Annotated in this window: 9 protein-coding genes and 1 pseudogene; all 10 read left to right on the top strand. The window is 28.2% G+C overall.

Features of this window, described 5'->3' with window-relative positions; all coding sequences use genetic code 11:
* Positions 1-193 precede the first annotated feature (193 nt).
* The 10 genes and pseudogenes from RSE15_RS06350 (at position 194) to RSE15_RS06305 (ending at position 14146) form a co-directional block, all read left to right on the top strand.
* Complete coding sequence (locus RSE15_RS06350) at positions 194-4498, top strand: RemA C-terminal-like gliding motility protein (protein WP_324070266.1); 4305 nt, start codon at positions 194-196, stop codon at positions 4496-4498.
* 493 nt (positions 4499-4991) lie between these two features.
* Positions 4992-5414, top strand: a pseudogene (locus RSE15_RS06345) (Crp/Fnr family transcriptional regulator); the annotation flags it as partial.
* A gap of 71 nt (positions 5415-5485) precedes the next feature.
* The gene (locus RSE15_RS06340; RefSeq protein ID WP_324070263.1) at positions 5486-6655 is read left to right on the top strand and encodes an Acg family FMN-binding oxidoreductase; all 1170 of its coding nucleotides are present in this window, start codon (positions 5486-5488) and stop codon (positions 6653-6655) included.
* A gap of 66 nt (positions 6656-6721) precedes the next feature.
* Complete coding sequence (locus RSE15_RS06335) at positions 6722-8485, top strand: T9SS type A sorting domain-containing protein (RefSeq protein WP_324070261.1); 1764 nt, start codon at positions 6722-6724, stop codon at positions 8483-8485.
* Between the two features lie 12 nt (positions 8486-8497).
* Entirely contained in the window at positions 8498-9832 is a 1335-nt protein-coding gene (locus RSE15_RS06330) for an FG-GAP-like repeat-containing protein (RefSeq protein WP_324070260.1), read from the top strand.
* A 285-nt stretch (positions 9833-10117) separates the two neighbouring features.
* Entirely contained in the window at positions 10118-10339 is a 222-nt protein-coding gene (locus tag RSE15_RS06325) for an Fjoh_0651 family PID-CTERM protein (protein WP_324070257.1), read from the top strand.
* 138 nt (positions 10340-10477) lie between these two features.
* Complete coding sequence (mauJ, locus tag RSE15_RS06320) at positions 10478-11230, top strand: methylamine utilization protein MauJ (protein ID WP_324070255.1); 753 nt, start codon at positions 10478-10480, stop codon at positions 11228-11230.
* 491 nt (positions 11231-11721) lie between these two features.
* Positions 11722-12072: a DUF4352 domain-containing protein gene (locus RSE15_RS06315; protein ID WP_324070253.1), complete on the top strand. Its 351-nt coding sequence runs from the start codon at positions 11722-11724 to the stop codon at positions 12070-12072.
* Positions 12073-12470: 398 nt separating this feature from the next.
* Positions 12471-13109, top strand: coding sequence for a response regulator (locus tag RSE15_RS06310; RefSeq protein ID WP_324070250.1), 639 nt, complete (start codon positions 12471-12473; stop codon positions 13107-13109).
* A complete protein-coding gene (locus RSE15_RS06305) occupies positions 13106-14146 on the top strand; it encodes a histidine kinase (protein WP_324070248.1) in 1041 nt (346 codons plus the stop codon). Before RSE15_RS06310 ends, RSE15_RS06305 begins: the two co-directional genes overlap by 4 nt.
* Positions 14147-14398: the final 252 nt, after the last annotated feature.

Below are 14398 nucleotides of genomic sequence, written 5' to 3'. Positions count from 1 at the left end.
GAAAAAATAAAAAATGAGATTATTTGAGTTAGTTTACTTTCTGTAAAGAGTAAAAATTACCCGTTGGGTGTAATTGTATAAAAATATTTACAGCCAACGGGTTAAAAATTACATATTTATAGGTATTTATTAATTTGTATATAAGTTTAAAATTTGTAAAGTGTTAGCTTTTTTAAACTTTAATTAAAAAATTATGCGTACCAATATTCATTTTTACTTCAATTTCATATTGTTTTTTTTGGTTTTTTCTGCCTTTGGACAGCCTTTAAATGACAATTATGCGAATGCTATTGATGTTACATCACTTATAAATAGTTGTTCATCAAATGCGGCTTACACTACTTCTGGCGGAACGCCTGATAAAATAGCGGGGGTTTATTGGAATAATTCAGGGCCAAAGTATAATGTTTGGTTTAAGTTTATTGCTCCTGCCACAGGACAAATAAATGCTACAATTGATGTTGGTAGTGGAAAAGGTACCCAAACAAAAACCCAAATTGCTATATGGCAAGCTGATGGGCTTACTGAAGTTACAAGTAAATGCTTTGCCCAGACTGGAGAGGATGTTTCTATAGGGTCATTAGTATTAACACCAGGAAACACCTATTATATTTCTGTTGACGCTTTTGATGCGAGTACATTAGGATCTTTTACTTTATGTTTACAAAGCACTATTGACTATGATTTCTATGAAGGTGCTATTGATGTTACAAGTTTTATAAATAGTTGTTCGCCAAATGCCGCTTACACAACTGTTGGCGGTACTGCTGATAAGTTAGCCGGAAGTGTTTGGAATAATTCAGGTCCTCGTTTTAATAGATGGTTTAAGTTTACAGCACCTTCAACAGGTCAAATAAATATAACTGTTGACATTGGTGGTGTAAAAGGAACTCAATCTAGAACACAAATTGCAATTTGGCAATTGGATGGTATCACTCAAATAAATAGTAAAAGATATGCAGGTAATGGAGAGGATGTTTCGATTGGAGCTTTTGGTTTGACACCAGGAAATACCTATTATATTTCTGTTGATTCTTTTGATTTTAGTACTATGGGTTCTTTCACGCTTTGTTTACAAAGCAATATAGATTATGATTTCTATGAAGGTGCTATTGATGTTACAAGTTTTATAAATAGTTGTTCTCCTAACGCAAGCTATACTACAGTAGGTGGATCTCCTGATAAACTAGCTGGAAGTAATTGGAGTATTGCTCCTAAATATAATAGATGGTTCAAATTTATAGCACCAAGTACGGGTCAAATAAATATAACTGTTGATATTGGTAGTGTAAATGGTACTCAAACTAGAACACAATTAGCTCTTTGGCAATCAAATGGGCTAAGTGAAATAGCAAGCCAAAGGTATGCTGGTCCAAATGATGATGTCAAAATAAACTATATTGGTTTAATACCAGGTAATACTTATTACATTTCGGTAGATTCACAAAGTGATACTTCTTTCGGAACTTTTACTTTATGTTTACAAAGCACTGTTGACTATGACTTCTACGAAGGTGCTATTGATGTAACAAGTATAATTAATAGTTGCTCTGCAAATGCTATATATGCTACTGCAGGGGCTACTCCAGACAGATTAGCTGGAAGTGTTTGGAATAATTCCGGTCCTCGTTTCAATAGATGGTTTAAGTTTACAGCACCTTCAACAGGTCAAATAAATGTAACTGTTGACATTGGTGGTGCAAAAGGAACTCAATCTAGAACACAAATTGCAATTTGGCAATTGGATGGTATCACTCAAATAAATAGTAAAAGATATGCAGGTAATGGAGAGGATGTTTCGATTGGAGCTTTTGGTTTAACACCAGGAAGCACGTATTATATTTCTGTTGATACTTTTGATTCAAGCACTATGGGTTCTTTCACGCTTTGTTTACAAAGCAATATAGATTATGATTTCTATGAAGGTGCTATTGATGTTACAAGTTTTATAAATAGTTGTTCTCCTAACGCAAGTTATACTACTGTAGGAGGATCTCCTGATAAATTGGCTGGAAGTAATTGGAATAATTCTGGCCCAAAGTTTAACCGTTGGTTTAAATTTACTGCTTCAACGGCACATATGAATATAATCGTCGATATTGGCACTGTAACAGGTACTCAATTTTACACGCAAATGGCTCTTTGGCAATCAGATGGAATAACTGAAATAGCAAGTCAGACATATGCAACTTCAGTAAACGGACCAGATGTTAGTGTTGAGAGTTCTAATCTAATTCCAGGAAACACCTACTATATTTCTGTTGATTCACGAAGTGATACTTCTTGGGGGACTTTTACTCTTTGTTTAAAAGAAGGCATTAAAGCAGTAGATGATACAGGTATTGCTATCAATGGTTTTGTTGGAGGAACTTCAATTTCAAATATTCTTCAAAATGACAAATTAAATGGGAACGCTATTGTTGCTTCACAAGTAAATCTTTCATTTGTTTCATCTACAAATTCAGGAATTACTTTATCTGGAACTAGTGTTCTTGTAGCTGCAGGAACTCCTCAAGGGACTTATACTTTAACGTATAGTATTTGTGATATATTAAACCCTCTAAATTGTGACCAAGCTACTGTGACTATTAATGTTACTGCGCCTGTAATAAATGCCGTGGACGACACATATAGCCCATCTTGCAGTACAACAGGTTTAATAGGTAACATATTTTCAAACGATACATTAAATGGAGCCTCTTTGATGCCAAATAATGTAACTGTAAGTATAATATCTGGTGCAAATCCTAACATTTCTATTGATGCTTTAACAGGTAATATAACAATCACTAACGATTTATATTTAAATCAATATATTCTAGTTTATAGTATATGTGAAAATAACAACCCTTCAAATTGTGCTACTGCAACTATTCAAGTTAATCTAAATGTAACTGTTTGGGATGGAAATTTTTGGAGTAATGGTGAGCCGGATTCTACGAAAAAAGTTATTTTTAATGGGAACTATTCATCACTGAATAATATTGAAGTTTGTTCGGCTCAAATTGTTTTTGGGAATGTTGTTATAAACTCGGGACATAACTTAATTATTCAAAATGACCTTAAAGTCAATTCTGGAAATTTAATATTTGAAAACGATGCCTCACTTATTCAAATTAATAATTCTATAAATGTAGGTAATATTACTTATAAGAGAAATACATCTTCAATTTTTAATAATTATGATTTTGTTTATTGGGGTTCTCCAATGTCAAATCATTCTTTGGGAAGTATTTGGATGGGTTCAAATTTAGCTGACACATTTTATAGTTACAATACAATCAATGGATGGCAAATTGAAACCGCCACTACAAATATGATTCCCGGTAAAGGTTATATTACAAGAGCTCGAAATGGTTATAATGGCTTTAGTATTGGTTCTTTTTGGCAAGGGGTTTTCAGTGGTGTTCCAAACAACGGCGAAATAAATTTAGAAGTTACAACAACGGGAACAAATGATGAAAATTTAATCAGTAATCCATACCCTAGCACTATAGATATAGAAGCTTTCTACAATGATAATAATTCAAAAGTAAAAGCTAACTTTTACTTTTGGACCCATAATACGCCTATTACAAATAACTTATACACTACTGATGATTATGCTATTTACAATGCCTTTTTAGGGGCTGGTGTTGGTACGGGTTATCCTGCAATTTCAGGCGGTCAATCTCCAAGTCGATATGTAAGTGCTGGTCAAGGCTTTTTCACAGAAAGTTATGGTTCAGGAGGCATAATTACTTTTAAAAATAGCCATCGAATTGCTGGACATAACAATACCTTTTACAGAGAAACTATTAATAATAATCCAGCCGTTTCTCAAATTATTGAAAACTATAAAGTATGGTTGAATTTAAGTAATGATCAAGGGTTGTTTACACAACAACTAATAGCATATGCTGCAAACACATCTAATGATTTCGATGAACAATATGAAGCTATAATCAATAATCAAGATTCTGAGATTGACTTTTTTAGTTTGATACCTAATTATAAACTTAAAATCCAAACCAAATCACTGCCTTTTAATAATACAGATATAGTGCCTTTAGGTTTTAAAGTTAATACAGCTGGGGTTTATAAAATTTCATTAGATCATTTTGATCCCTTTTTTGTAGACGAAAGCATATACTTGGAAGATGTTTATTTAAATGTAATTCATGATTTAAATTCAGGAGATTACAATTTTACTACACAGCCTGGATTAATTGATAATAGATTTATTTTAAGATATAATAATGCTTTAAGTCTTGATAATAATAACTTTACAAGCGAGTCTGTAATAATTTATAAATCAAACTTAAATTGGGTTATTGATTCTGGGAAAACAATTATTGATTCTATAAAAATTTTTGATATGCGTGGTCGTTTATTATTACACAATAAAAACATTCAATCTACTATGACTGATTTCAATTTATTTTTAACTAACGAGCCTTTAATTATTGAAATAACTTCTATGGAGGGTGTATCAATAATTAAAAAAATCATTAATTAACTTATAATGATTTATAAACGTTAATGGTTGATAAATTTTAATCAAATTAAATTAAATTTTTTTGTTGTTTGTAGGGATTTAACAAATAGTTGTTTTAACAAATAAATTTATAAGCAAAACGAGAGTTTTAATATTTTGAATTATAAAATGAGTGTAAAAATATTTACCTCATGGAACGAGATAAATAATATTTTTTATTATGTAATTGTATTGCTAAATATTTTAATGAAGTCAATAAATCGAAGGTATTTATTATGTTTATTTGCTTATAAACACTAAAAAAATCTTTTTAGGAGTTTTTTTGCAATGAATGCTAATGTTAAAAAGAATATCTATAAAATATGAACGCATCACTTAGAACAACAATTCAGGCTTTGATTTCTATTTCGGATGATGATTTAGATTATATGTTAACATTTTTTAAACCTATGATTTTAAAAAAAAAAATTTTTTTTTAAAATCAGGAAATTACTGCAGTCATGTTGTCTATTTAAAATCTGGATTGTTGAGGATTTACTATACTAATGAGAATGGAGAGGAAATAACTTGTTATTTTTCACTTGAAACTGAATTTGTAACATCACTCGCTAGTTTTTCAAAAGAAATTAGATCAATTGAAAATATTCAAGCAATTGTTACTACGGAATTATTAGTAATCTCAAAAATTGATTTGGAAAAGTTATATCAAGAGTTGCCAAATACACAAGAACTTGGAAGGAAAGCAATAGAAAAAATTGCTTTAAATATGGAAAAAAGAATCTTTCTTTTTCTGAACAAAAACGCTGAAGAGCGTTATCAGGATATGCTTAAAAATAACCCAATTTTGATTAAAAAGGTCCCATTAAAGTATTTAGCTTCATACCTCGGAATAACTCCACAGCATCTAAGCAGATTGAGAAAAACTATTGTAAGTTAATTTCTTAACAATTGTTCAGTGCAGTAGCAAACTACTAAATTAAATTTACTTTTTATAAATGGTTAAAAGTTATGGATAGAAGGAAATTTATTGAAATCTATGGAATGTTTTTTACTGCGACTACTTTATTGTCATTTAATTCAAGCATAAGTGAAGAAATAAATGATGTTGTTATAGATGATAAAGAGAAAAGAGATGATTACAAATTATTAAATATACCTATAATTAAAGCTTTCACGATTGGTTTAAATGCTCCTAGTGCTCATAATACACAGCCATGGAAATTTGAGATTATTAATCCTTTAGAGGGGCTTCTTTATGTTGATGAAACAAAATTACTACCCAAAACAGATCCCTCAGTTAGACAAATTCATATTAGTTGTGGATGTTTTATTGAAGCACTTGCAATTGGAAGTATTGGTATTGGTTTTGAATCAGAGATAACTTTATTTCCTAATGATTTATATAAGCATGAAGATATTGGAAAAAAACCTGTTGCTTTAATTAAATTAACTCAAAATAAATCATTACTCAAGCATCCATTGTTTGATTATATTTTTCAACGCAAAACTAATCGTTCTATATATTATAGTGATAGTTTTTCAAAAGAAGATTTTGAAATGGTAAAGCAAAATTGTAATATTTTTTATTCTCAAATTGCATATTTCAAGGATTCTAAAGAAATTGAAAATTATAAAAGTTTTTTTAGTAAAGCCATGCAAATAGAATTTAATACTTTATCAACAAATGAAGAAACAAGGAGAATGTTTAGATTTAATAAAAATGAAGCAAAAATTCAGCGTGATGGATTAACATTTGAAGCTAATGGATTAAATGGCTTGAGTCTTTTTTTTGCAAAGGCTTTTACTAAAAACACAATAGAAAGTTGGAATAATAAATTAACTATTGAAAAAGGACTTGCGAATTTTAATAAAAGTCTAGATTCTTCAAGGGATTTTATTTTTTTTACAACCACAAATAATACATTGTTAGATCAAATTAATGTGGGTAGAGATTTTTATCAGTTTTGTCTTTCACTTGCTAAAAACGGGTTTTATTGTCATCCATTAAATCAAGTTATTCAAGAATATTCTGAAATGGATAACATTAGAAAAGAGTTTGAAAAATTAACAAAAACTAATGAAATCAAGAAAATTCAAATGATTATTAGAATCGGCAGGGCTAAAAAACCTTATAAAAGTTATAGACGGCACATATATGATTTTATTGTGCAATCATAAAATACAAACCCATCAATATTTTCGCTATTGCTTAAATTTTAAATATATAACTTAAAAATTGAAATTATGAAAAAAATTAATTTTCCTCTAGTAATACTATTATTATTTATTTTTAAAACTATTTACTCTCAAACGCCTCAAGTTCAATTTGCTAAGCATATTCAATCTGCACATAACCAAGGGGTTTGGTGTAGAGCCAATGCGACAGATAATTTAGGGAATCTTTATGTAGCCGGTTTCTTTCATGGCACAGCAGACTTTGACCTTTCAGTTGCAGGAGTCTCATCACTAACCTATCAAGGAGGGACTTTAAATGACACCAATGGAGAATCCGATATTTACTTAGCTAAATATAACAATAATGGAGAACTTATTTGGGTTAGAACATTAATAGATCCGAGTTTTACCGGTTTAAATGAAGAACGCCCAACTGCAATATGTTTAGACAATAATAATAATATTTATTTAACTGGTTTTACCATGACAAAAGGTTTCTTTGTTGCTAAATGGAATGATACAGGAGTATTGCAGTGGACAAAGTATTTCAATGATGCACAAACAAATAATGTTTTTACATACGCCATTAAATTTTCCAATAATAGCATTCTTATCACTGGTTTTTTTAATTTAACAGTTGACTTTAATCCATCAGTTAATCAATCGAATCTATTAACGGCTTTTAATAATGATGGTTTTCTTTTGTCGCTTAATGAAAATGGAAATTTTCAATGGGTAAAACAATTTCTAACGAATGGTGCTGTATTTCTTACTGGATTAGAAACAGACAACAATAATAATATCTTTATTTCAGGTCAGTTTGTTGGGGATGTAGATGTCAATCCATCCTCTAGTCAAACAATTATTTCCTCTTTATCAAATTCTTTTGGAGCAATTAGCTCTTCATTTATTGCGAAATTTGACAATTCAGGAAATCTAATTTGGACTAACCATTTGGAAGGAGATAGTGATACTGATTTTGTTTATTCTCTTGTAAAGAAAGATAGTAATGATAATTTAGTTTTGGCAAGTTCTTTTAATGGTGTTGCTTCTTTTTCAACAACAACAACTTTAGATACTAATTTTGAATATATCTCATCATTAGCAAAATTTGACAATGGGGGTAACTTGCTTTGGGCAGATACTATAGGAAAACCAGTTGGCGCTTCATCTGGAAATTCATCGATTGCAAATATGAAAATTGATGCTTGTGATCGTATTATTATCTCAGGTGAATTCACAGGAAATTGTAATTTTAGCACAGTTGCAAACCAAGGTAACCTTACCACCGAAATCAACGATACAGATGTGTTTATAGCGATGTACGAAAACAGTGGTACTTACAATTGGGTCATGCCAATTGCAGGTCTTGGAACTCCTACATTTGTAGAATTTAATGGATATTTACCTATAAGTATTGACAATAATAATAACCTTTTTATCTCTGGTAGTTTTAGAAATACTTTAGACTTTGACCCTACTGCAGCTGGAGTTCTAAATATTACTTCCAATAGCATTACAAGTGGCATAGCAGGTACTTTCATAGCAAAGTATAGTAATCCAATTGCATGTAATTTAGGTATTGAAAGCAATAACAAAAAAGCAATGATTATTTATCCTAATCCTGCATCAGAATATTTTATGATTCAAAATGAAACTAGTCTTTCAGGTATTTCAATCAATATTATTGATGTTTCAGGTAAAATTGTAATTTCAAAAGATAATATTAAGAGTGATGAAATAATAATAATTTCGGACTTAAATAAAGGAATTTATTTTGTGAATATTACATCAGATAATTTTTCTAAAACTGAAAAGTTAATTATTAACTAAATTAAATTTACTATGAGAAAAATTACATTAATAATCTTATTACTTTTTAAAATTAGTGGTTTTTCACAATTTTCAGAAAGTCAAATAATCGATTCAAATATTAATTCGAATATTTTAGAAATCATTGGGCTTGACAGAGATGGAGATAATTTAAAAGATATAATAGCGGGTCAGTATTCTGGACAAATAAACTGGTATAAAAATACCGGACAAGGTAATTTTAATTCCCCTCAAGTAATTCCATCTTCGGTTGTTCGTCCACGTTTTTTTGACAAAGCAGATGTAGATAGTAATAAAATTGAAGACCTCTTAATAACTGATAATAATGGGAATAATTCGAAAATAGCTGTTATCAAATTTCCATTTAATACCGAAACAATCATTGATAGTAATATTCCAATAGCCTGTGTTAAGTCTTTTTTTGTCGATTTTGATGCAGACTCAGATATGGATATTGTAGCGTGTTGTGATTTAATGATTACCTTATACTTAAATGACGGCTTTGGAAATTTTGGTCAAAGAAATATTATTTCATCTGGTGAAGAATATTACAATATGACAGTTGGCAATTTTAATAATGATAATTATACCGATTTAGCTATTCTTTCGTCTAATGGTACAGAAGTATATTATAATAGCACTGCTTTAGGATTAAATTCACCAATTTTAATAGTTACTGATTTGCACAGTTTTATACAATCTGCAGACCTTAATAATGATAATTATGTAGATGTTTTTGTGAAAGCAAACAATTCTTTAACTTGTGATACATACTTAAATTCTAACAATGGAGTGTTCACTTTATTTGAAAATCAAAGCTATTTTAGCGGAGAAACTCAATATGACCCAGTACAATTTTCAAAATTGAATAATGATAATTATTTTGATATCGTTTATGCTGATGAGACTCATAAATTGGCATGGAGATCAAATAATGGAAGTGGTCATCTAAACAATAAATCTATTTTAGAAGCAAACAAATTTATTAGGAATGTTTATTGTTTTGATATAGATAATGACGGTGATAATGATATAATTTGGTATGGAATAGATACTGCAAATAACAATCAAAGGCAGTTAGGTTTAATAAATAATACTACATTTTTAAATACTATTTCTTTTTCTAACCACACCTCAAAATTATATCCCAATCCAGCACATGACTTTATCGTTATTGAAAATGGAAAAAAAAGTATTGATTATATTGAAATAATTAATTCAAATGGACAAATCATTAAAACAGCAAATGAAATTAAGCTCAATGTAAGTGATTTATCATGTGGCTTTTATTTTGTCAAAATATTTTTTGAAGGTAATACCGAAATAAAAAAATGGGTTAAGAATTAATTTTAAACTTATAATATTTTTATTATATTATTTAATTTGATAAATAAATTAAGGGGGAATATTTTTTGATTTATTTGTAATTCATTAATAGAGTTATTTTTGTACTATTTTTTATGTTAAATTATTTAATAGTTTGCAATATTAAATAAGCAAAATTACATATTTATATGTATTTCATAGGGTTATTTTTATTATAAATTTTGTAAACTATTTATTCATAAAAAGTTATTCTTAGTTTTTTTTAAGTGAATAAACGTAATTAACTTTTTTTAAACTACTTACACTATGAAAAATAATAGAATAGAATATATTTTGTTTTTTTGTTTTTTTAATTTATTTGCTTATTCCCAAGAATTTTCTCCTGGTGATTTTGGAGAACCATTGGATGAAAATCCTATTGATGCTCCAATAGATTATCATATTATTTATATGATTTTTATTGCAATTTTTATTGGATTTAGGATATCATTGCAACAATTTTCAAATAAAGTAAAAACGGAAAAATGATTTAAAAATATAGTTATTTTATCATGAATTTGGATGATATACATTTTGAATAAAATAAAAAAAAATAATTATGAATGATATAACTGACAAAATTTCATTATACATCATATGGATTTAACTTTAAAATAAAAATACTTTATGAAAATTTTTGAAGTACAATTTTACATAGTTGGTCCAATAAGATTTGAAAACAATTTAAATTTTCAAGGAACAATTGAATTAAATGTAGGAAGAGTTTTTAATAATGAAATTAACATTCAAACTTCTTATGAATCAAATATAATTTATTCAGTTGTTTCTGCCGAAAATATTAATAGCGCCCAAAAAGTTGCAGCGGTATATATAGGAAATATTCTGGATGTTTTGGCTGTAATGACAAATTGTAAATTAGAAATTAGCTTATTTGAAAACCGAAACTCAATTTATAATATCAAAACAATTGTAAATTTTGAAGAAATACAACGGGCGTTTCAACTAGCAATAGAATTAAATCTTCATGTACAAAACAATAAGATGTTGTGTGCTTATAGTTGGTATAGAAAAGGAATGAATTCTGATAATTTATTTGACAAATTTCTTTCATTTTGGAATTCAATACTAATTATTTCTAACACATATTTCAATGATAACGAACAAACTCGAGCGAATGTAATAAATAGAATATGGGATTGCTTTAGACAAGTTTGGGGACAATGTTCGGAATGGCCTTTAATTAGAGGAAATGAAAATTGGGTTAAAGAACATAATATAATACGAAATCAAATTGCTCATGGTGATGTAACGATTGGTATTGAATATGTGAATAAAGTTATAGATAAAATTGAAATAATAGAAAAAGTTAGCTATAAGTTTTTACGTGATTTTTCAGCGTTAAAACAGATAAATTTATAAGTTGACAGTGATTTTACATAAGTTAACGTTTAGAAATAACTAATAATATTATTCAAGGGTGGCTGTTCTTAATTGAAATGATTACTTCAACAAGGAAAAGAAGCTGAACATATACCCAAAAAGATAGTTGTCTAATATTTATAAAGAAAACAAAAATCTTAATTTTATTTTTTAACGTTTCTAACATTTTTTGCTAACGATAATAAAACTATTAATAGTAATGATTCAAAAGTAAAATAGTTGTCTTAAAGAAATTAGAAATAAATTTTCAGACATATTATTAGGCGAAATATTTAGTTAAGCATAATTTTTAAGCGACTAAAAGTTAAATAAGAAAAAAATTCTTTAAAATATTGAAAACCATAAAAATAATTTATTGCTGACTAAATAGCATTAAAACCAAAATTAATTTAATCGACAATAATGCCACACAGTACTTTTATAAATAATTAAGGGTTAAAAATGAAAAAAATCAAGCGCCAAAAAACAAAATGAGCCTTGGGAAAAAAAATCTAATTGGATTTGGAGTTCTAGTAGTAATCGGAATAATATCTAATGCTGGTAAAGACAAAAAAGGAAAAGAAGAAAACAATTCAACGAGTTCAACTGAACAAACCACTGAAGCACCAATAGGAGTAAAAATTGGAGAAGTTTTAAAAGCATATTATTTTGACATAACTGTTAATAAAGCGGAATTACTGGACCGTATAAGTACAAGAAATGAATTTTCAGACTTAAAACCTGAAAATGGAAATTTATATTTAATCATAAATGCAACATTTAAAAATACTGATAGTGAAAGCCGAATGTTCTTGAATGGTTCTGTTTTGATTAATTACTAAGGGAAGGACTATGAATTTGACAAATCTGAAACTATAATGACTGAAGATTATGGGCTATTGCTTTATAAAATATATCCCTTAACATCTAAAACCACAAATTTAGTTTATAAAATTACAGCGGAAGTAAAACAGGGAGATGTTTATTGGCAACCTATACGTTCTGATGTTGACGAAATAATTTTGTTAGGTACATTGAAATAAAAAGAAAAAGTAACCTGAAACCATCGTTGGCAAAATGGGGCTATGAACTTAATTTAAAATCAGTTTTGTACTTGTAAATCAGTTAAATCGAAAGTTCAGACTTCTTTAATCCGCCCATAGCAAGTTGCATAACTTTAGCTGCAAGCCTCACAAAAAGGGAGAGATTAAGAATTTAATAAAAATAATATTAAAATAATATGTGGAATCCGTTTAAAAAAAAACAAAATAAAAAGTTTTTAAAAAAATCATTGCCTGAATTAAAAGATAAAACTAGAATCTTAATGATTGATGATGAAGAAACAAGTTTGGTGGAATCTTTAAAAATCGAGGGTTGGCATATAAAATATATTGAAGATCTTGATAAATATACAAACACTGATTTAAAAGACGCTCACATTGTATGTGTTGACATTAAAGGAGTTGGTAAAAAATTAAACATTAAAGAAGAAGGGTTAGGACTAGTAAGAAATATTAAAGATAAATATCCTGAAAAGAGAATTATTCTTTGTTCTTCTGTAAGTTCTCATGATATATTTGACAACGCAATTGATTTGGTTGACAAAAAAGTTTATAAAGATGGTCAAACACATCCTTTTGATAGTGCTATAGAAGAACTTTCATACAAGCTTTTTGATTGGGATTCTTTAATTAAAGAAATTTATTTTAAATACAAATCAGATTTTGGTATAGAAATTACTTTAGAAGAATTTAGTATAAAAATGAAAACTGCAATAGATGGAAATGAAATAGACGTGGAAAAGATATTAAAAATTACAGCGGCAGGCATGAAAGTAGCTTGTGGAATAAAAACACTATTAATACATTTTGTATCATGATATTTTATTGTTACGATTCAAAAACAAATAATTTAATATTTAAATATTCAAATATTGATGATAAGCATGATTGTATTAGTTCAAGAAAAATTACTATTGGAGATGCTTGTAGTTGCGGGAAAGACAGATATTTTATTGTAAAAAACGATCAAAAATCTGGGCACTTTTTTGCTATTTGCTTTGATGGAATTAAAGTTCGGAAAGAAGCAAATTTTTACGCAAAACATACTATCGATATGTTTTTAATGGCAAATCCAATTATTGATTCGCGACATGATAATTATGAAGAAATGGTCAAAGCATCAATACATAATACGAAAAATTTAAATGCTCAAATAACTTCAAAAATTTTAAGTTATTTAAAAGAAGAAACCTTGTCTGAATCTAAAGATAAAGTAGTATATATTGAAAACTTAATTAATAGAAATACTAGAGGGTTTGCTAGAGAGGTTCTTTCAATATTAAAAATTTCAACACAAATTAGTAATGACTACAATGTAATTGACTATCTGAAACCCAATATAGTTATCAAAAAAAATGAATTTGGTTATAAAAGAGTTCACTCACTTCTTGTAATGTCATTTTATCAGTTTGAAACGGATTTTAATAGCAAAGGTGTTTTTGTAAATATTTCAGCTACTGATTTATCAGTATATGTAAATTACAATACTGTTCAAACTGTATTAACACATCTTTTTACTAACGCATTACGTTATATAATGCCTAAAACAAATATATCAATTAGTACATCTCAAATTCGAAATGAATTTGTAGAAATTAAATTTCAAATGCGAAGCCTATACTTGACAGATGAAATTTTAAAAAACGGGAAAGTTAATGGTGAAAGAAGTGAGCAAGCAAAAAAAATGTATGAAAAAGGAACAGGAATGGGACTCGGGATTATTCATACATTATCAAAATTAAATAGAGGTGATTTTGATTTTAAACGTATTTCTGACACCGATTATGATCAAGACGGTTTTAAATTTTCTGACAACTGTTTTAAATTAATATTGTTAAAAGAAGAATTCTATTAAAAACTAGAAAACGAAAAGGCCAGCACTTAATAGACAATCATATGAAAAAAATATAGAGTTACTAATAACTTTGAGTAAGGCCTATGTGTTTTGTTTTTTATTTGTAAAAATTTGATTGATTTTTATTTGCACTAAATGGTTACACGAAGAACTTTATTTATAGCATTCAGTTTAAAATTTATACAATGATGTTTTATATGGGTGTGAATTTTGTTGAAAATTAAAGTTCAAGTTCTCGTTTAGTGAGAATTT

Source organism: Flavobacterium sp. (genome assembly GCF_035195345.1).
Taxonomy (GTDB): Bacteria; Bacteroidota; Bacteroidia; order Flavobacteriales; family Flavobacteriaceae; genus Flavobacterium.
The sequence above is the reverse complement of the archived record's forward strand: the minus strand, read 5'-3'. Positions and strand labels throughout refer to the sequence as shown.

What these genes read in the sequence shown, in the direction of transcription:
- RSE15_RS06350 (WP_324070266.1), top strand. Translation starts at nt 194, where the DNA reads ATGCGTACCAATATTCATTTTTACTTCAATTTCATATTGTTTTTTTTG.
- RSE15_RS06340 (WP_324070263.1), top strand. Translation starts at nt 5,486, where the DNA reads ATGGATAGAAGGAAATTTATTGAAATCTATGGAATGTTTTTTACTGCG.
- RSE15_RS06335 (WP_324070261.1), top strand. Translation starts at nt 6,722, where the DNA reads ATGAAAAAAATTAATTTTCCTCTAGTAATACTATTATTATTTATTTTT.
- RSE15_RS06330 (WP_324070260.1), top strand. Translation starts at nt 8,498, where the DNA reads ATGAGAAAAATTACATTAATAATCTTATTACTTTTTAAAATTAGTGGT.
- RSE15_RS06325 (WP_324070257.1), top strand. Translation starts at nt 10,118, where the DNA reads ATGAAAAATAATAGAATAGAATATATTTTGTTTTTTTGTTTTTTTAAT.
- mauJ (WP_324070255.1), top strand. Translation starts at nt 10,478, where the DNA reads ATGAAAATTTTTGAAGTACAATTTTACATAGTTGGTCCAATAAGATTT.
- RSE15_RS06315 (WP_324070253.1), top strand. Translation starts at nt 11,722, where the DNA reads ATGAGCCTTGGGAAAAAAAATCTAATTGGATTTGGAGTTCTAGTAGTA.
- RSE15_RS06310 (WP_324070250.1), top strand. Translation starts at nt 12,471, where the DNA reads ATGTGGAATCCGTTTAAAAAAAAACAAAATAAAAAGTTTTTAAAAAAA.
- RSE15_RS06305 (WP_324070248.1), top strand. Translation starts at nt 13,106, where the DNA reads ATGATATTTTATTGTTACGATTCAAAAACAAATAATTTAATATTTAAA.